Genomic DNA, 19080 nt, shown 5'->3' with positions numbered 1-19080 from the left:
TGTCTTTTCAGTACAACATGTGAAAAAAATACGAAAATTGGTAGTGTTCTGGTATTTGATCGGGGTATATTGGCGCTCGATTGGTTTTGTAGTGGAGTTTTATCAAAGTTGAAACCGGATCCACCAAGGATCCACACCATTGGGGGAGTAAATGAAACACAATCAGGAAGCAGTCAAACCGCGTAATTTCACAGTCCTGACGCCGATCGCCACCGCGACCGCCGTGCTGGCATTGGGCCTGGCAGCGCCAGCCTACGCACAGCAACAGGCCAAAGATGAAAACGTGGTGGTCGTTACTGGTATTCGCGGTTCGCTGCAGCAGTCGCTGTCGGTGAAGCGCAATGCGGCAGCCAACGTGGAAGTGATCACCGCCGAAGACGTGGGCAAGATGCCGGACAAGAACGTGGCCGACTCGTTGCAACGCCTGCCGGGCGTGAACATTTCGACCTCGGCCGCCGGCTCGGGCGGTTTCGACGAAAACGACCGCGTCAGCCTGCGCGGCACCGCGCCTTCGCTGACCCAGACCACCATCAATGGCCACGCCATTTCGTCCGGCGACTGGTTCGTGCTGGACCAGGTGGGCGGCGCCGTGGGCCGTACTGCTTCCTATTCTCTGCTGCCTTCCGAAATCGTGGGCCAAGTCGTGGTGCGCAAATCGCCGACCGCCGACCTGGTTGAGGGCGGCGCCGCCGGTACCGTGGATGTGATCACGCGCAAACCGCTGGACTTCAAGGAACCGCTGGTCCTGGAAGGCTCCGCGCAGGCCGTGTATTCGACGCTGGCCGGCAAAACCGACCCGCAAATATCTTTGCTGGGCAACTGGAAAAACGAGACCGGCACCCTGGGCGCCCTGGTCCAGCTGTTCTCGGAAAAGCGCAGCCTGCGCCGCGATGGCCAGGAGCTGCTGCAGTGGACCCAGATTTCCCCCACCAGCGACCTGGCCAAGGCCAAACCGGACCTGGCCAATGTCTGGTTCCCGCGCCTGATCGGCTCTTCGCTGTTCGAGCAGGAGCGCAAGCGCAAGGGCGGCATGGTCAGCCTGCAGGTCAAGCCTAGCCGCGACTTCTCGCTGGAAGCGACTTACTTCAACTCCAAGCTGGAAGCATCCAACTATAACCGCAACTACATGTCCGACATGAACGCCAACGGCGCCATCGGCGGCAATGTGGTTCCTGACGCTTACACCGTGCGCAACGGCACCTTGACTTCCGCCGTGTTCGCGAACAAGGGCACCGTGGCCAAACCACTGCGCTACGGTATCGTGGACGACATCGTGCGTGAAGGCGCGTTCGCCAAGACCCAGTTCGGCGACCTCGCCGCCAAGTGGCGCCCGAATAACGATTGGAGCCTGAGCGCTTCCATTGGCAAGACCAAGGGCACCGGGGAGACGCCATCGCAGGGCGTGTATGAGGGCGACGTGAACAACTCCGGCGTGAGCTACCAGTTGAACGGCATGGGCTCTCCCGCGACCGTGAAATTCCCGAGTGTCGATACCTCCAAGTTTACCGGTACCGTCCTGGACTGGGTGTTCGGCTATAGCCCGGCCACCACCAAGGACGAAGAGACATACGGCCAGATGGATGCGGCGTTCAAGCTGGATGCCGGCCCGCTGCGGGAAATCAAGTTCGGCCTGCGCGGTACCAACCATAAGCGCAGCAACTTCGCGGTCTCGCAAGGTCCAAAATGGTCCAATACCGAACCGGGTACCGCCAACACCAACCCGGCCTGGAACGGCAATACCTACCCGAGCGACTTCGGCAAGGACCTCGGTGGGGACTTCCCGCGTAATGTCTGGGAGCTGGACCGTTCCGTGCTGCAGCAGTGGGGTAATGATCACTCGAACCGCAGCCTGGACCGCACCTACTATCCGGACATGTTCAACCTCAAGGAAAAAACCAAGGCGATTTATGCTATGGGCGAGTTCGAAGGCGATATGTGGAGCGGCAATGCCGGCGTGCGTGTAGTGCGCACCGAAGGCGAATCGAACGGCTACCAGATCCTGCCGAACCAGCTGCCTGGCCAGAACCTGCCGGCCTTCCCGTGGGGTGGGTTCGTCCAGCAGACTCGTATCGAAAACAATGGCACCGAAGTCCTGCCAAGCGCCAACCTGCGTGTTGACGTCAGCAAGGATGTGGTGGCGCGCTTCGGTATCTCGCGCACCATGACCCGTCCCGATTTCGGCGCACTGGGCGGCACCGTGTCGCTGACCGATGAAACCCATACCGGCAACGGCGGTAACGCGGCGCTGAAGCCAACCAAGTCGAACAACCTGGACGCAACCCTGCAGTGGTACTTCGCACCACGTGCCCTGGCCTCCGTCGGCCTGTTCTACATGGGCCTGAAGGACTACGTGGGCTACGGCACCAGCAGCGGCACCTTCATCGACAGCCGCGCTTCGCAGCAGTCCGGCAAGCCGGTGTTCGCGAACTACGTGATCACGTCGCCGGTCAACGTCGATGCGACCGTGAAGGGCGTTGAAATGAACCTGCAGATGCCGCTGGGTATGGGCTTCGGCTGGGATGCCAACGTCACGCTGGCGGATTCCAAGCAAAAGTTCGGCAGCTGCCCGAACACGCAGACGTCCACTTCGGCCGATCCGTGCGATATGCTGGGCGCCTCGAAAACCACCGCGAACATCGGCGCGTTCTATGAGAACGACAAGTTCAATGTGCGCGTGAGCTACGCGTGGCGTTCCTCGTTCCTGGCAGCCCAGGACCGCGGCACCCCGCTGTATATGGATGCGATTGGACAGCTGTCGGCGTCGTTCAACTACCAGATCTCGAAAAACCTGGTGTTCACCTTCAGCGGCCAGAACCTGAACAATCCGATCCTGAAGAACTACGTCTACAATAAGGACCAGCCGGCGCGCTTCTACGCCAACGGCGTGCAGTACTACGCGGGCCTGCGCTTCAAGTATTGATTGCTTGACGCAAGACGAGGACCCCGCTTCGGCGGGGTTTTTTCATGGAGGGACGGAGATGGATGCAGTGCGCTTCCAGCAAGAGATTGTGGCCCGGCAGCAGCCCGCGGTCCTGCGCGGCCTTGTGCGCGAGTGGGGCGCCGTGCGCGCATCGCAGCATGGGCCGGAGGCGCTATGTTCTTATCTGATGCGCTTCGACCGGGGCGGCGCCTGCGATGCGGTGATGATGCCGCCGGAGGCGAGAGGGCGTCTGTTTTATTCTCCGGACATGCAAGGCTTCAATTTTGCGCGCAGCAAGCGCACGGTATCGCAGGTCATCGAGCAGGTGGCGCGTTACTCGCAGTTCGAAAACGCTCCCGCTGTAGCGATGCAAAGTGCGCTGCTGGAGGAATGCTTGCCAGGGTTGGCGGCCGACAATCCACAGCCTTTGCTGGATGCCGTGGTGAAGCCGCGTCTTTGGCTTGGCAATGAAATTGTGACGCCTGCGCATTTCGACGAATCGCATAATCTGGCCTGCGTGATCAGCGGCCGCCGGCGCTTTACGTTGTTCCCGCCTGAGCAGGCCGCCAACCTGTATATCGGGCCGCTCGATTTCGCGCCGACCCCTACGCCGATCAGCCTGGTGGACTTCCGTGTGCCGGATTTCGAACGCTTTCCGCACTTCCGTGAGGCGCTGAAGCACGCCGTGGTCGTTGAATTGGAGCCGGGCGATGCGCTTTACCTTCCTTCATTCTGGTGGCACCACGTGGAGTCGATCGGGGTGCTGAACGTGATGGTCAATTACTGGTGGAGCGCGCCGGCTGCGCCTGGCCTGGACAAGGCCTCGGTGCTGGCGCTGGCCACCCAAGGAATTAATTGATGAAAAAATTCATCCACGCAGCCGTCCTGATGGCTGTGGCGTGCGCTTCGGGGACGACATGCGCGGCACCGCGCGCGGTATTCGGTCCATATCAATTCTTCGGCCTGGCACCGGCAGGATCCGTGCCGCACGCCAGCGCGGTAGCTGCCGATGGTGCTCCGCTGGCTGCCGGAACAGTCCTGAGCTGGGCCTTCGCCAACGGCGAATGCGGCGAGGAAGTCTGGCCAGGCAAGATCGCGGGGCAGGCGGTCGCTGACGCCAATGTCGCTGGCGCCGCCAGCGACTACATCATTTCGACCGGAGGGCAGGGCGGTGTTTTCACCTGCTCCAGCGATGCCGGAATGGAGCGCTTTGTCGCGCGCTATATGTCGCAACGGCTGGTGGGATTTGACTTCGATATCGAAGCAGAGCAAAGCCCTGAACAAGTTGACTCCCTCATCAGGCGTGTGCGCCATGTCCAACGGAGATATCCCAAGCTTCGCTACAGCTTTACCGTCGCCACGCACGCCGCAACAGACGGTAGCAACGCCAGCTTGAACAAGACCGGCGAATCGGTGCTGTCGACTCTGCGCCGCCATGGTGTGCGTGATTTCGTCCTGAACTTGATGGTGATGGACTACGGCCCGGCCAGCGCGCAAGCTTGCGTCGTGCGTGAAGGACGCTGCGATATGGCCGCTTCCGCAATCCAGGCAGCGCGCAATATCGAGCGTAAATACAAGCTGCCGCTGTCGCAGATCGCGTTGACGCCCATGATTGGCGTCAACGACGTGGTTGAAAATGTCTTCACGCTGAACGATGCTCAGCTCACGGTTGCAGCGGTGCGCCGCCTCGGCATGGCGGGCCTGCATTTCTGGTCGCTGGACCGCGATAAGCCCTGCGAACTGCCGGTCGCCGGAGCGGACGGCGGCTGCAGCACCATGCCTGGCGTCCCCGCCGCTGCCTACCACCGCTTGATGGTGCCGGCATCCCGTGCCGCCGCTGTGCCTCAAACGGGAGCCGGTCAATGAGCGCGCCGGCGGGCCGTTACCAGTCTCTGGATGTACTGCGCGGCCTGACGGTTGCGCTGATGATTATCGTGAATACCCCGGGCAGCTGGAGCCATGTCTACACGCCCTTGCTGCATGCGAAATGGCATGGCTTCACGCCGACAGACTGGGTCTTTCCCACCTTCCTTTTCGTGGTCGGCAATGCGCTGGCATTCACATTACCGCGCTACGCGGGTATGGGCGACAGGGCCGTGCTCGCAAAGATAGCCCGGCGCACCGCTGCCATCGTGACCATCGGCCTGGCGCTATGCCTGCTGTCGAGGCTGGGCAGTCCGTTAAGCGAAGTGCGTATCCCCGGCGTACTGCAACGTATCGGCCTTTGCTTTGGCATTGCCGCACTCGTCATCCATTATCTGGGGGAGCGCGGCGCGCTGGCGTTCAGCGTGGCGGCCTTGCTGGGCCACTGGCTGATCATGGTAGTATTCGGCGACTACAGCCTGGAAGGCAATGCCGGCCGCTCGATTGACTTGTGGCTGTTTGGCCCCGGTCATATGTACAAAGGCGAGGGTATTCCCTTTGATCCGGAAGGATTGTTGGGCACTCTGCCGGCCATAGTGAATGTCATTGGCGGATATTTCGCGGGGCGCTATCTCCGCGAGAATGGCGCGACCCGCCGCTCGCTGGGGAAACTGGCCGCCGCCGGGGCCGTCCTGTGCGTGCTGGCGCTGTGCTGGGCGCCCCTGCTGCCCGTGAATAAGAAGCTGTGGACCAGCAGCTATGTGCTGCTTTCTACGGGCACGGCGCTGCTCGTCCTGGCGGCGCTGGCCTGGATCATCGAAGTAGTCGGTGCGGGCAAGTGGGCTTATTTCTTCGAAGTGTTTGGCCGGAACACCCTGTTCATCTATGTCCTGTCGCAAGTCGCCGTGATCGCGTTGAACAAGACCGGTACTTATGCCGCGGTGGCCGCTCCGCTGCAAGCGATCGGCAGCGCGAAAGCCGCTTCGCTGGCTTTTGCGCTGCTGTTCATGCTCGTCTGCTGGCTAATCTGCTATGGGCTGGACAAGCGGAAGATCTACATCAAGGTTTAGTGCCCTGGAATTCGATGCGGTTGTTTTCGTACTGCCATTTGTTGTAAGGCCCGAAGACCCGCAGGTTTTCCGGATGCACTGAGCTTTTCTCCGAACGTTTCAGGCGCCTGGCCAGTGTTGCATCCGCAGGATCGCCGTTGACCGGGCCAAACACATCGCGCCGCATGCTCGAATTTTCATCGACGCCGCGACGGATGACGGTCAGTTGGCGCGATGAAGGATCGAAATACATACGCATGAGGTCTGTGTTCATGTCCTGCATGAAAACACCGCCGTCGCGCCATTGCGCGTAATAGTATTCGTCGCACGCCGCTTTGGGCTCGCGCTTCCACTCGCAGGCGAAGAGGATCACTACATGCCGGTCGTCCAGCTTTCTGATCGAGATATGCGCCTTGTTGAAGCCCCAGGTACTGGCTGGGACGGTTGTTGACGATGTGAGGTTGTAATCGCCCACCAGCGCTTGCACCGGGGACTGGATCTTTTCTTCATCCTCGAATTTTTGGATATAGATCTTGTTCCAGATGCTGGTCATGTGATTCAGGAAGACCGTGTTCTCAGGCTGGAGCAGACTGGCGTCCGGCTTGCGAGCCCCGCCTTGAGCAGGCTGGCCCGCCGTGCGAACCAGGGTTTGCCCCCGGATTGCAAACTTGCTTTCTCCCTGGCGCATGATGACTTTGATATCCGCCGGTTCCTGTCCGATTCCGCAGGACAGTCTGTAGGCGACAGTCACCTCCGCTATGCCATCTTTGTTGAGGTCTGTGGTCGTGGCAGTGTCAGGGAAGAATGACGGCTTTGATGGGGAACCTGCCGGGCATTCCGCTCCGTCGCGGATAATCCACTCGCGTGTCCCATTCTTATTGAAGGCACTGGCCGAAAGGCTCGTCGCTTTGCCGCCGCCCTTGGCCGGAGCGTCAAGCTCGCTCATTATCAGCAAATGCTCGCCGTGCGAGTCGCTGTAGCGTTCAGCCCCTACAATTTGTTCATTTGGCGCAAGGCTGCTTTTGAGTGCCGGTGGTACGTCAAGGGCTTTGTCGGGCGTGTTTGCCAAACTCATGTTGCAATAAGCGGCAAGTAAAATGCTTGCTAGCTTAGTCTTCTTCTTCATCGAATTCGAGTTCATTCAGGTTGTGCGAACGCGTCGCGGAACGGCCAAGAAGATGGATACGCAGCTTGCCATCTTCAACAAGCATTGAATTTTTAGTACTGGTCGCTGCGCTTACATTCCAGACCAAAGAGTCAGGTATAGCAGGACCCGGTCTGCGTTACCGCAGACGAACCCTTCGACGGCCTTGGCCGACTCCTTTGCCGTGGTTGAATATTTGCGGCAATTGGCTTTACCGGATAGGTCCACGACAGTGTTCTTGTTCTCTTCCAAAATCCGGTGGAAGGCTGCGGTCACCCACGGTCGCGCGACTCCCGGTGCAATAAAAATTTCGCCGGTAGGCTCTTTGTTCGCATCGAACCATTGATCTTCCGAATTCAGCTCTGCGACCAATATGGTGAAGTCTGGCGAAGTGGGCAGAAAGCCGCCTTCTTCAGGACTGGAAAAGACTGCCCAGCGCGCTGACTTGATCGGAATCTGGAGATTGACAATCTCTCTGAGTTTGATCAGATCATTGGAGACCCTGGATTTGGGACGCTCCTGAGAGCATCCGCCCAAAAGCAAGATGATTGCAGCAAGAGCGAACTTTAGAGTCAGGATTTTGTATCGCATGGAGTCGATCTGCCCAACTGGTTCGCCGGTGGCTTGTTCCCAAAGCTTTCTGTAATCGACACCAGCCGGCGACTCGGGCGTGCCAAAGCCTCCAGTGGAACGATCTTTAGGGCGGATGTAGATAAGATTGCTCAATGCTGCGGCGTAGCTCGACGCAGCAGGATTCGCCTCAATTTTTTTGGAGCGATCCTACCTTGTTCTTCAAACGCAGGCGACGCCGTGAACACACCACGTCGCGGTCAGCTGCTTCCAGACCTGTACCGGTTTCAAGGTTCTTGAAGAACCGGCATCTCCGCCATCGCGCGGCACATCGCGAGCCTGAACTTTTCCTTGTTGTCCCAATCGCTGGACTTCACTTCGGAACGATGGATCTTTTCCTTGGTCCACGCGGAAATGCCGTAGATTTTCAGGGAGCCGTTCTGGACATCGTAGAGGAGGGCGCCGTCAAAACCACGTTTATGCTGCGGGTCGCGGTAGGATGCCAGCGCCTTGGAAAACAATGTCCGTTGTTTGTTGTCGGATACGCTGAGTAGCGCCTTTTCTGGAGAAATGGCGCTAACCGGCTTTTGCATGGCGCTGCCGATATTGAGCATGATATCGTCGCAGTCGAAATTCCCCTGCGATTTCTCGTATTCCGCCAGGTACTGGGCGACTTTAGGTTGTGCAGCGGAAGCCTGGCTGGTGCCGAGGACTAATAGCTGCAGTCCGTCCGGCGAACCCGCCAGGGCGAAAAGCGGCGCGGACGCCAGCAGTGCGGAGAGCATTAATTTCTTCATTTCAGCGGGTACTTTCGTTGGTCGATGCGGCAATTTTAACGTTCAACAGCGCTTTGTTACCTTCATCGATATCAATGACAGTAAGCTCGCCTTGCGTCTTTGCGTACTCAGTATAGGTGGCGGGAATATAGAAGCCATGGAAGCACTGTTTCATCTTCTTCCCTTTCAACGTGAAGAAGGACGAAATGCCTTTGTCCGCATAGGCGGAAAGCTTGATCGAATCGCCCTGATTACCACCCAAAGCGGCAATGCGTCCATTCGCGCTCTTGCCGTAGACGAAAGTGACGTGTCCGGATCCATTGGATTTGCCCGTGTCGACGAAGTAATTCCGCATGACCATCAAGGCGCCATAGACAGGTTTGTCGATTTTGACGAACTTCTTCGACGAGACTGGGAATTGCGAAGATTGGCTCGCCTCATACGGCGTATTCGAGTCCTTGAGGCAGAAATTGACGAACGATGCGCACCAAGGCGTGTCATCCAACTTCCCCGCGCCGCCAATCTTTTTGTGGTAGTTCGTGGTCTTGGTGATGACGCCTTCCTTCTTGCCAGCCCAGGTCTTTGCTTCCGCAATGGCCGACACCATCCAAGGGGCTTCTTTCTGATTGACCGGCACCACGGCGATTGGTGCCCCCTCGCCCTTCTTACTACGGGTCGTTTCGGTCGCAGCTGCCGGCGGCTTCTCTTTGGCGGCCGGCGATGGGCGCGCCGGAGCCTGCGGTGCCGCAGGCATTGGCTTTACGGGCCCGTAAATGCCGATGACCTGGCCCACATAGATTTTCGCCGGATCCTTGATTTCCGGATTATCCTTCTGGATCAGTGGAATGGTCGTTTCGAATTTTTCCGCGATCTTGCCGAGGGTTTCCTTCGGGGCCACAACGTGCCTGAGCGGCGTACGCTTAGGTTTCTGCTCGGGACGGGGCGCTACCTTTGGAGCGCTGGAGCCGGCAAAAGTCATCAGGTCGTGGAACAGGACGTACGCCGCGGAGGTATGGCTCATCACGAAATCAAGCGCTTCGACCCAGCCGCCCTTGTTATCCGGTACCTGGACTTTGACGTTTGTGCCGGGCTTGGTATGCGCGATACGGGGCAGCTGTCCGCTTTTATCGGTTTTCTGCTCGTACGTCTTGTCACCGATCTGCACGCGCACCGGTACATCGGGTTTAGGCAATGCGCCATCCGAAATGGTGACGGTTGTCGTTGGTATCAGCTTTTCCTTGCGCGTATCCTTCTGTCCATGGAAGCCTTCTTTCTTTTCCATGGCATCCAACACTGACTCAAGCTTCGCATCGCTGATATCCGACAGCTTTGTGGTCACCGGCAATCCAGTGTGATCGCTGATCTCTTGCGCATATGCCTTGGGATCGTTCTTGTCGGACGCGGGGGCATAGCCTTCAATCAGGTTTCCCTTTGCGTCCGGCACACCGGCGAGCATCGTATAAATTGTGCGGTTATTGAATTTGCGGCGGAGCAGGGCCTTCTTTTGGGCGCGGCCTTCCTCATAACTGGCGTAAATCAGGAAGGAGCCGTTACCTTTTGTGGTCCCGACGCCGATCGCGCCCATAATGGGCTTCAGGCTCTTGGTCGGACGCAGGTTGCCAGGATTGTTGAAACGCCAGGCGATGGTGCCGCCGGTGCGTAGCAAATGGGTGCCATCACTTGATGCGTAGTCCACCGTGAGCGTGCTCACGTCATATTTTGCGCTGACGAATCGGGCTGCCATAATCGATTACTTACTTGGTTTCAGGAGCGATTCTGCCTTCAAGACATCCTCAATGCTCTTCGTTCTTGGGTGGGAATGGGTGGCGATTTTGACGAATTGGTGTGCGGGACCATCGTTTGTATTGCCGTCGGCCTCAATGAGCTTGAACCAGCTTGCGTTGATTTGCCCCTTGGCCGGCCTTTCCGCGATAAGCAGGTAGGCCGCATCGCCATGCAGCGCCAATACCGCATCGGCGGTAGTCGTTTCACCCGAGGAGATGCTGAGCCACGTCAGCGTATTGCCCACTTCAACGTCATAGATTGGAACGTGGTCCCAATCGGCGCTGGTCTTGTCCGTGAAGTAGAAGGTCAGGCTGCGCTTATAAGTCAGAACGTCCTGATAGCTGCCCGCAACCATGATGAGGTTGCCGCCGGTGACGGCAAATTTCTGCATGCCTTGTTTTGTCGACGGCACGATCTGAGCTGCGCCGGCCTTCGCAGGGACCGGTGCGGGGGCGGCCGACGCGACTGCCAGCGTCAAGGCCAGTAGTGCCGGACTGAGTTTCTTCAAAAACATTAGAACTATTCCTCTCCTTGCGGGTTTTCCACCAGCGACGCCAATAGTGCAGTTGGCAAGTGCAATGAATCCGAGCCGTGGTTCAGGCGTTCGTAGTACGGATCTTCTACGGCTTCGTCCGTGGGTTCAGCATCCGGTTCGATCGACGCGGTATCCTCGTTCTCGACTGCGAATGGCCGCCAATCGTCGGTACCGAGTTCAAGTCGCAGGTCGTGCTGATTTGCAAAGTCATGGCGCGGCAAGCGGCCATCTTCGCCCACCGTGCCTTGCGCCAGGATCGAGCCCTTGGCATCTTCGATGCGGTAGGATTTGCCAACCACACCCATCTTTTTCGCCATGGCGTCCGCGCCGGCAAAGGCAAATCGCAGGCTGTGCGGACCCGCTTCCGACTTGAACGGACCCGGCAATGAAACCAAACCGTCCGGAAGCGCTTCAATGGCGGCACCGGCACTGGCGCCACCCAGGAAATCATGCTTTGCCGATTTCACGGTGAAGTTGCCCGGGCAAGCGAACGTGATATTGCCCCCTTCCAGCACAATCGAGGACTGGCCTGCATGCAGGACGATCTTCTTGTTGGCCTTGATTTCGATGCCGTCGTTGACCGACAGGACCACTACTTCCTTATCCGCGAGGATTTCCAGCTCGCCGGTATTGGCTTGCAGCGATACGTCGCCGTTGCCGGCGATGGCCTTGATGCCGCCTTCCTGCGTGAACAGGGCCGCAGCGTTGGCGGCGACGCCGGAGTAAGTCTGGCCGGCCGTCAAATGCTGGTCGGAGCCGCTGGTCCAGTGCACCTGCTTGCCAGCGAAGAGCAGGGTGGACGCGGGGGTGGCGAAGTTGATGCTGTCGACGCTGTCCATCGCGGTGATGGCGCCGTCAAAGCGTTCGACCGGCTTGCCCGCGTCGAGGTCGCGCGCGCCGCCTTTAGCGCGCTGGGCTGCATGGCCATTGACTGCGCCGGCATACTTGCCTTTCTCTTTCGGGTCCAGCTGTTTCTGCAGTTCCTGCTGCGCCTTGATGGCATCCGCGCTGTACAGCGCTTGCTGGTGCGCGGCGGTTTTCGCCAGGCTCTCGCCCAGTTTCTGCCCTGCGCGCAGGCGTTCCAGGGCGTAGTCGGCTTCCAATTGGGTGGAGGTGATGCCGGCGCCTTGCGCGCTGCGGGCGCTGGTGGTCAGCAGCAGGCCTTCGCCGGAGCGCAGTACGGCCCAGGCGTCGGTGCGCAGTTCGAAGCCGGTGCCGCGATGCGCGCCGCGGGCGGCGGAATCGGGCGCCTGCTGCACGATGTGGCCGAGGTTCAGCTGGCTGGCGGCCGTGCTGCTGGCCAGGCGCATGCGCAGCTGCTGGCTGGTGTCGTCCAGTACCCACTGGTTGTAGCCGCTGCCGTCCAGACTGTGGCTATGGATGCCGGAAACCACGCCCGCGTGGTTGGCGTTCGAATCGACGCCGGCCGAGAACGGCGGCTTGTCGCTGCCCGTATAGAGCTGGGACACCACGATAGGCCGGTCGATATCGCCTTCGATGAAGTCGACCAGCACTTCGGTGCCGATGCGCGGTGTGAACTGGCTGCCGAAATTGGGGCCGGCCAGCGCTTCGGCCACGCGCACCCAGGTGCCGGAACTGTCATCGCCGGGCGCATTGCCCTGGGCTTCTGTATTGTGGCTGGCGCCGCCGGGATTGGCGCCGGGGCCGCGCTGCCAAGGGAATTGGATGCGGATCTGCTGGCCGCGCTGCGTGGTGTTGGCGGCGCCGGGCAGGCCGACCACCAGCGCCGTTTGCGCGCCAAGGGCCGGGCCTTGCAGGCGCCAGGCGGTGGCCGATGGCACCAGCGGTACGGCGGAGCGCACGCAGGCAAAGCGGTTGCGATAGGTGCCGGGCGCGATGCCGGGACCGGCTTTCAGCGATGGCGTGAAGTTGTTGCGCGCTTCGTGTTCGACCCACAGCGTGGTGAATTCGCCGCCGTCGAAACGCTCATGACCGGTCAGCGCGAAATTGCTGCCGGCCGCCAGGCGGCGGGCGGAGCCTTCGCCGGTGAATTGTTTGTTGGCCAGTTCGGCGGCCTGCAGCATCAGCAGGCTATGGCCGTCGGCTTCGCCGTTGCCGGTGTAGCTGCGTTCTTCGCTGCCGTCATAGATCGACATGGTCGGCAGCTCGCCGGCATCCAGGCTGCTGGTCTGCTCGGCGGCCGGCGCCGCCACCTGCTGGGGATCCCAGCTGGCGATGCTGATCGCGTTCGGGGCGACGGCGCGGCGGGCGGAGAACTGGTCGATGGCGTCGTCGCGCTCGGTGGCGCGTACGCCGTGGAAGCGCAGTGCCTGCACGGCGGGGCGCGCGGCCTGGCTGTCGAAGATCACCACGCGGTGGCGCGAGTGGCCGTCGTCCGTGCCCTGGCCGTCCTGGTCGTGCTCGAAGCGCCAGCTCAGGCCTTCGGAGGCGAGGATGCGGCACAGGAATTCGAAGTCGGTTTCGCGGTATTGCGTGCAGGTGGCGCGCGGCGCCAGTTCCTGCGTGGTATCGAAATCGAGACGCACCTGGGTGTAATCGGCCAGCAGCTCCTGCACGATGTCGCGCACGGACTTGTCCTGGAAGATGTAGTTGTCGCGGCGCAGGCGCAGCAGGGCCAGCGCCGGTTCCAGGCGCAAGCGGTAGCGCGCCACGCCGCCGTCGGCGCCGAGCCAGCTCGCTTGCGTGCACAGGCCGTGCCACGAACGCATGCTGCCATCGGGCTGCAGCAGGCGGATGGTCAGTTCTTCGCCGATGAACTGACCCAGATCGAGGCTGGTGGAGGTGCTGAGCGCGTCGACGTCGAAGCAGAATAGTTCATTGACGCCTTCGCGGCCGATGAAGCGCTCCGCCATCAGGCTTTCCGGCAAGCCCGATTCCTGGGCGCTGGAGAGCGTCAACAGGCGGCCGTGCTGGCTCAGGCCTGTACCGAACAGCGAGCGCATCACGGCAGCGTAATGGTGATATTGGCCTGGCGCGGCGCCATCCGCACCACGTCGTTATACGTGCTCACCTGCTGCGCCGTATGGCTGGACAGCGAAGTGCGCAGGCCGATATAGGCCAGCGCGGAAATCAGCGCGAACACGGAGCACAGCGCCCACAGCGGCAGGTCGCTGCGCAGCTTGTTCATGACCTGGTCGGGACGCTCGGCATGCGGGGCGAAGCCCGGGCGGCGGCCCTTCATGTGGGCGATTTCGTCGCCCAGGCGGCTGGTCAGGTAGCCCAGTTTTTCCGAGCCTTCCAGGATGTAGCGGCCCTGGAAGCCGAGCAGCAGGCACATATGGAACACTTCCAGCGCTTCCACGTGTTCGCTGCTGCGGGTGCGCAGCGCATCCAGGCGGTTGAAGAAGTTTTCGCCGGCCAGCTGGTCGCCGAACAGCGTCAGTTGCAGCGGCCGCATCTCCCAGGCGTCGCGGATGGCGAAGTGGGAGCGCAGGATGATCTCGTCGACCGCCGCGCAGAAGGCGTACTTGGCGGCGTCGATATCGTCGGCCGAGGCGTTCTTCTTGCGTGCGTTGCGGCCGAAGTCGTCCAGGAAGCGCGTCATGCGCGACTGGAATTCGGTGTGGTCCTGCGGCGCGCTGCCGTTTTTCAGCATGAACAGGGCGTAAAAGCCGTCGTACATCAGGTCCAGCAGGGTGGCGTTGGCTGCCGGAGCGGCACTGGTTTCAGCGATCAGGGATGGCGGGGCGGTGGTATTCATGTTCTGCTCTGGTTCAGGAGTTCACGGCAATCAGTTCAAGACGCAATTCGCGCATGCCGGCGGGCGCGTAGATTTCGATGGTCTGGGCTTGCAGCATGCGTTCATACAGCGGCCCTTTGGCGTCCAGGGTGAAGTAGCACGTGTCGGGACGCACCGGCACCGCGGCCGGCACTTGCGGCGCATGCGCCAGGCGCACGCCCGGCATGGCCGACAGCACCAGCTTTTCGACGTCGTCCGGTGCGCCGACCTTGAAGCGCAGCGGCACCACGTCCACCAGTTCGACCTGCGGCATGTCGGCGCCGACCGCCAGGTAGAAGGTGGTGTCTTCGCTGATCTTGCCGGAGTCGAGCACGCCGCGGTGGTGGGCCGGCTTCGGTTGCGACAGGGCGATGGCGAAGTAGCGCGAGGAAATCACGGTATCGAGCAGTTCGCGCACGATCATGTACAGCTGCGAGAAGGCCGGACCGGGATCGTCGTGGCGGTAGGGCGGCAGGTCCGCCAGGGTCCAGCTGCGCGAATAGGCCATCAGGGCGCCGGCCAGCGTCAGCAGCTGTTCGTACAGGCGCTCCGGATGCAGCTCGGGGTTATGGTAGTAGTGCGACAGCGAGGCGAATGCGGTGCTGGCGGTGTTGGTCAGCCAGAAGGTGGCCATGTCGCCGCTGCGGAATTCGATCACGTTGCGGCTTGGCTCGCGGTGGTGGCCGTGCAGGGCGTTGACCTTGGCCTGCAGCGCGTCGAGCAGGCGGCGCAGCTGCAGGAACAGCGGCTGGGCGCTGCGGATGGTCAGGCTGGGCGGCACGAAGCCCGGGTCCAGTTCGAAGCCGCCGGTGGAAAGGCGGCGCAGGCGCAGCAGCGGCAGGCAGACATAGCCTTCGCGCGGGTCCGCGTCGGACACCAGGCGCAGCGATTTTTTCAGGAAGGCCAGTTCGGCTTGCGCGGCCTGGGTGTACAGGTCGGGCGTGTCGACGTTGGCCTGCGCAAAGCGGGCGCCGCTTGCCGGCTGGCCCGCTTGCGCGAAATTGCCGCCGAAATGTTTGAACACGGGCAGGGCGGCGTACCAGGTCACGCTGTGCTGCGACTGCGCCAGCTGGCCCAGGTCGATCGCTTCGGGCAGGTTGTCGTGGCTTGGCGCTTCCACCAGTTCGCCGTCCGGCAGCACCAGCGACAGTTCGAGCAGGCGCAGCGTGTTATGCGCCAGCGCTTCCATGTCGATCGCCAGCCGGTCGACGCCCCACGCGTACGGGTGCACGGCCTTGACGCTGCGGTGCAAGCGGTGCTCGTGGTAGCGGTCCTGTTGCTGGAAATGCTGGGGGCGCAGAAACAGTCCTTCCCCCCATAACACTTTGCTGGCCATCTGTGATCCTTCTGACAATTGTTTTATGGTAAGTGCCAGAACAATAACATCTTCCAGGAAACCCTGTATTGCCAGCCTCAATCGTGCGCGGGGGTGTGGAAATTGGTGAGATTCAATTGTGCGTGGGTAATATTTTTTTTCTGCTAACGTTCGTCCTCGGAAACAATTGTAATAATAGCTATTTGTCTGTCCATTGAGGTAAGTTATGAAAAAAATCGCTGTCATTTCCCGCATTCTGTGCATCGCGGCAATCGCCGCCACCATGTCCGCCTGTAGCACCATGGACACCAAAGTCGCCGTGCCCGTCAAACCGAAGCTGGAAGATTTGCTGGCCAAAGCCAGCGAAGCCAAGGCCGCCGGCAAGCAGGACCAGGCCATTACGCTGTGGAAGGAGACAGCGGACGCCTTCCCGGCAGACAAATCGCCATGGGTGAACATCGCCCAGACCCGTTATGACGCCGGCCAGTATGGCGAGGCGATCGTGGCCGCCCAGGAAATCCTGGTGCGCGACCCGTCCGACCAGCTGGCCAACAGCATCATCGCCATTTCCGGCCTGCGCCTGGCCACCCGCGCGCTGGGCGACCTGAGCCGCCAGAACAATCTGTCCGGATCCATCCGCACCGAATCGCAAGACCTGGCCAAGCTGCTGCGTGAGAGCCTGGGCGAATCCGTGCTGGTGCCGGGCGCCGACAAGCGCGGCCTGGTCCGCGGCGCCAATAGCGGCAACAACGCCGGCAGCACCAGCAGCGCCGCGGCCCGCAAGGTGACGCCTGCGGCGACGGCAGGGGCTGCGGCAGCCTCAGCGGCAGCGGCCAAAGCGTCCGCAACCACCCCGAGCGCCGACCCGTTCGGCGCGCTGAAATAATCCACTAGTCCAAAGAAGGAAGAAGCCATGTCCAAAAACGAAAGCGTCCAGAAACGCCTGCAGAAAATCCGTCCACCCCGGGTCCAGATGACCTATGACGTGGAGATCGGCGACGCGATCGAAAACAAGGAACTGCCCTTTGTGATGGGGGTTGTCGGCGATTTCGGCGGCAATTCCGAAGTGGAGCAGAAACGCCTGAAGGAGCGCAAGTTCGTCAACATCGACCGCGACAACTTCGACGAAGTGATGAAGGGCGTGGAACCGCGCGCCGCCTTCCGCGTGCCCAATGAGCTGGGCGGCGAAGGCCAGTTCGGCGTCGACCTGAAATTCAAGGGCATGTCCGACTTCCGTCCGGAGTCCGTGGTGCAGCAGGTGGAACCGCTGCGCCAGCTGCTGGAAGCGCGCAACAAGCTGGCCGACCTGCGCAACAAGCTGGCCGGCAACGACAAGCTGGAAGATTTGCTGAACGACGTGCTGCGCAGCACCGAGAAGCTGGCCGAGCTGGGCCAGAAGTCCGAACAAGGAGAATAAGATGTCGGCCCAACTGAACGCCGGCGGTGCACTGGCCACCGCGGAACACACCCTGCTCGACCAGATCGTCGAGCAAAGCAAGGTCGCCAAGTCGACCACCGAACACGCGCGCGCGCGCGACATCATTTCCGAACTGGCGCAGCAGGTCATGGCCGGCACCGTGGTGGTGTCGGACAACCTGGCCGCCACCATCGACGCCCGCGTGGCGGAGCTGGACCGCCTGATCTCGTCGCAGCTGTCGGCCATCATGCACGCGCCGGAATTCCAGAAGCTGGAAAGCAGCTGGACCGGCCTGCATTACCTGGTCAAGAACAGCGCCACCAGCACCGGCCTGAAGATCAAGATGCTGAACGCCACCAAGCGCGAACTGGTGAAAGACTTCCAGGGCGCCCTGGAGTTCGACCAGAGCTCGATGTTCAAGAAAGTCTACGAAGAAGAATTCGGCACCTTCGGCGGTGCGCCGTTCGGCGCCTTGCTGGGCGATTTCGAAATCACCCGCCAGCCGGAAGACATGTACTTCATCGAGCAGATGTCGCACGTGGCCGCCGCGGCGCATGCGCCGTTCATCAGCTCCGCCTCGCCCGAGCTGTTTGGCCTGGAAACCTATGCCGACCTGGGCAAGCCGCGCGACCTGTCCAAGGTATTCGACACCGTCGAATACGCCAAGTGGAAATCCTTCCGCGAATCGGAAGACTCGCGCTACGTGGGCCTGACCCTGCCGCGCTTCCTGGGCCGCCTGCCATTCCATCCGGCCGATGGCGCCACGGTGGAAGGCTTCAACTACGTCGAGGACGTGGACGGTACCGATCACGAGAAATACCTGTGGTGCAACGCGGCCTATGCCTTCGGCGTGCGCCTGACCCGCGCCTTCGAGGACTTCGGCTGGTGCGCGGCGATCCGCGGCGTGGAAGGCGGCGGCCTGGTGGAAGACCTGCCGACCCACACCTTCAAGACCGACGAAGGCGAAGTGGCGCTGAAGTGCCCGACCGAAATCGCCATCACCGACCGCCGCGAGAAAGAGCTGAGCGACCTTGGCTTCATCTCCCTGGTGCATTGCAAAAATACCGACTACGCCGCCTTCTTCGGCGCGCAGTCCGCGCAGAAAGCGCGCAAGTACAACACCGACGCAGCCAACGCCAACGCCGTGCTGTCGGCCCAGCTTCAATACATCTTCGCCGTCTCGCGCATCGCCCACTACATGAAGGCCATGATGCGCGACAAGATCGGCAGCTTCGCGTCCGCGTCGAATGTGGAAGATTACCTGAACCGCTGGCTGACCCAGTACGTGCTGCTGGACGATAACGCCAGCCAGGAACAGAAAGCCCAGTTCCCGCTGCGCGAAGCGAGCGTGCAAGTGGCCGAAGTGCCTGGCCGTCCTGGTGTGTACCGTGCCGTGTCGTTCCTGCGTCCCCACTTCCAGCTCGACGAGCTGTCCGTTTCACTCCGTTTGGTCGCGGAGCTGCCGCAATCGACCAAGTCTTAATTTTTTTTGAAAACTGAAAGGGAACACCATGGCAATTGACGTATATCTGCAAATCGACGGTATCAAAGGCGAGTCCACCGATACCGCCCACAAGGATTGGATCGAAGTGAAGTCCGTACAGTGGGAAGTCCTGCAGCCTAAATCTGCCACCGCATCTACCGGCGGCGGCCACACCGCGGAACGCACCGAGCACCGCGACATCGTCGTGTCCAAGCTGGCCGACCTGGCGTCGCCACTGCTGCTGCAGAATTGCTCCTCGGGCAAAACCCTGCCAAAGGCGAAGATCGAGTTCATGCGTGCTGACGGCCAGGGCGACCGCGTCAAGTACTTCGAAATCGAACTGGAAAACGTGCTGATCTCCAGCGTCGCTCCAGAAGTCAAGCCAGGCGACATCCTGTCCGAATCCGTATCGCTGAAGTACTCGAAAGTGAAGTGGAAGTACACCCAGCAGAAAGTCGGCGGCGGTTCCGGTGGCAACACCTCGGGCGGCTGGGACCTGTCGTCCAACAAGGTAGCTTAAGCG

Annotated in this window: 16 protein-coding genes; 8 read left to right on the top strand and 8 right to left on the bottom strand. The window is 60.9% G+C overall.

Annotated elements, in window-relative coordinates; genetic code table 11:
* Nucleotides 1-151 precede the first annotated feature (151 nt).
* From H597_RS0101530 to H597_RS0101515, 4 genes are read left to right on the top strand one after another with little or no spacing between them, the layout of a single operon-like run.
* Nucleotides 152-2920, top strand: coding sequence for a TonB-dependent receptor (locus H597_RS0101530; protein ID WP_035372849.1), 2769 nt, complete (start codon nucleotides 152-154; stop codon nucleotides 2918-2920).
* Between the two features lie 58 nt (nucleotides 2921-2978).
* Nucleotides 2979-3779 (top strand): cupin-like domain-containing protein, encoded by an 801-nt coding sequence (locus tag H597_RS29330; protein WP_051293445.1) that lies wholly within the window; start codon nucleotides 2979-2981, stop codon nucleotides 3777-3779.
* Nucleotides 3779-4786 (top strand): glycoside hydrolase family 18 protein, encoded by a 1008-nt coding sequence (locus tag H597_RS29325; protein ID WP_051293444.1) that lies wholly within the window; start codon nucleotides 3779-3781, stop codon nucleotides 4784-4786. The genes H597_RS29330 and H597_RS29325 overlap by 1 nt, the downstream gene beginning before the upstream one ends.
* Nucleotides 4783-5853 (top strand): acyltransferase family protein, encoded by a 1071-nt coding sequence (locus H597_RS0101515; RefSeq protein ID WP_028100570.1) that lies wholly within the window; start codon nucleotides 4783-4785, stop codon nucleotides 5851-5853. The genes H597_RS29325 and H597_RS0101515 overlap by 4 nt, the downstream gene beginning before the upstream one ends.
* Here H597_RS0101515 and H597_RS34575 read toward each other — a convergent pair.
* The 8 genes from H597_RS34575 to tssK form a co-directional block, all read right to left on the bottom strand.
* On the bottom strand, nucleotides 5843-6958 hold the full coding sequence (locus H597_RS34575) for a M949_RS01915 family surface polysaccharide biosynthesis protein (RefSeq protein ID WP_154667904.1): 1116 nt from the start codon (nucleotides 6956-6958) through the stop codon (nucleotides 5843-5845). The genes H597_RS0101515 and H597_RS34575 overlap by 11 nt on opposite strands.
* Nucleotides 6959-7069: 111 nt before the next feature.
* The gene (locus H597_RS0101495) at nucleotides 7070-7702 is read right to left on the bottom strand and encodes a hypothetical protein (protein ID WP_028100567.1); all 633 of its coding nucleotides are present in this window, start codon (nucleotides 7700-7702) and stop codon (nucleotides 7070-7072) included.
* Nucleotides 7703-7833: 131 nt separating this feature from the next.
* On the bottom strand, nucleotides 7834-8343 hold the full coding sequence (locus H597_RS0101490) for a hypothetical protein (RefSeq protein WP_154667903.1): 510 nt from the start codon (nucleotides 8341-8343) through the stop codon (nucleotides 7834-7836).
* A gap of 1 nt (nucleotide 8344) precedes the next feature.
* Nucleotides 8345-10066, bottom strand: coding sequence for a TIGR02594 family protein (locus H597_RS0101485; RefSeq protein WP_028100565.1), 1722 nt, complete (start codon nucleotides 10064-10066; stop codon nucleotides 8345-8347).
* A 6-nt stretch (nucleotides 10067-10072) separates the two neighbouring features.
* A complete protein-coding gene (locus H597_RS0101480; RefSeq protein WP_028100564.1) occupies nucleotides 10073-10621 on the bottom strand; it encodes a hypothetical protein in 549 nt (182 codons plus the stop codon).
* A gap of 5 nt (nucleotides 10622-10626) precedes the next feature.
* On the bottom strand, nucleotides 10627-13566 hold the full coding sequence (locus H597_RS29320; protein WP_051293442.1) for a type VI secretion system Vgr family protein: 2940 nt from the start codon (nucleotides 13564-13566) through the stop codon (nucleotides 10627-10629).
* A complete protein-coding gene (gene icmH / locus H597_RS0101470; protein WP_028100563.1) occupies nucleotides 13566-14324 on the bottom strand; it encodes a type IVB secretion system protein IcmH/DotU in 759 nt (252 codons plus the stop codon). Before icmH ends, H597_RS29320 begins: the two co-directional genes overlap by 1 nt.
* 13 nt (nucleotides 14325-14337) lie before the next feature.
* A complete protein-coding gene (gene tssK, locus H597_RS0101465) occupies nucleotides 14338-15678 on the bottom strand; it encodes a type VI secretion system baseplate subunit TssK (protein ID WP_028100562.1) in 1341 nt (446 codons plus the stop codon).
* A gap of 205 nt (nucleotides 15679-15883) precedes the next feature.
* Between tssK and H597_RS35780 the strand changes: the two genes are divergently transcribed.
* The 4 genes from H597_RS35780 to H597_RS0101445 are packed head-to-tail and all read left to right on the top strand — an operon-like array spanning nucleotide 15884 to nucleotide 19077.
* A complete protein-coding gene (locus H597_RS35780) occupies nucleotides 15884-16543 on the top strand; it encodes an outer membrane protein assembly factor BamD (protein ID WP_028100561.1) in 660 nt (219 codons plus the stop codon).
* 27 nt (nucleotides 16544-16570) lie between these two features.
* The gene (gene tssB / locus H597_RS0101455; protein WP_028100560.1) at nucleotides 16571-17074 is read left to right on the top strand and encodes a type VI secretion system contractile sheath small subunit; all 504 of its coding nucleotides are present in this window, start codon (nucleotides 16571-16573) and stop codon (nucleotides 17072-17074) included.
* Nucleotide 17075: 1 nt separating this feature from the next.
* On the top strand, nucleotides 17076-18557 hold the full coding sequence (gene tssC, locus H597_RS0101450) for a type VI secretion system contractile sheath large subunit (protein ID WP_028100559.1): 1482 nt from the start codon (nucleotides 17076-17078) through the stop codon (nucleotides 18555-18557).
* A 28-nt stretch (nucleotides 18558-18585) separates the two neighbouring features.
* The gene (locus tag H597_RS0101445; RefSeq protein WP_028100558.1) at nucleotides 18586-19077 is read left to right on the top strand and encodes an Hcp family type VI secretion system effector; all 492 of its coding nucleotides are present in this window, start codon (nucleotides 18586-18588) and stop codon (nucleotides 19075-19077) included.
* Nucleotides 19078-19080: the final 3 nt, after the last annotated feature.

Origin of the sequence: Pseudoduganella violaceinigra DSM 15887 (assembly GCF_000425385.1) — a bacterium.
Lineage (GTDB): Bacteria > Pseudomonadota > Gammaproteobacteria > Burkholderiales > Burkholderiaceae_D > Rugamonas > Rugamonas violaceinigra.
Note: the sequence above shows the minus strand (reverse complement) of the source record. Positions and strands in the feature narration are given on the sequence as shown.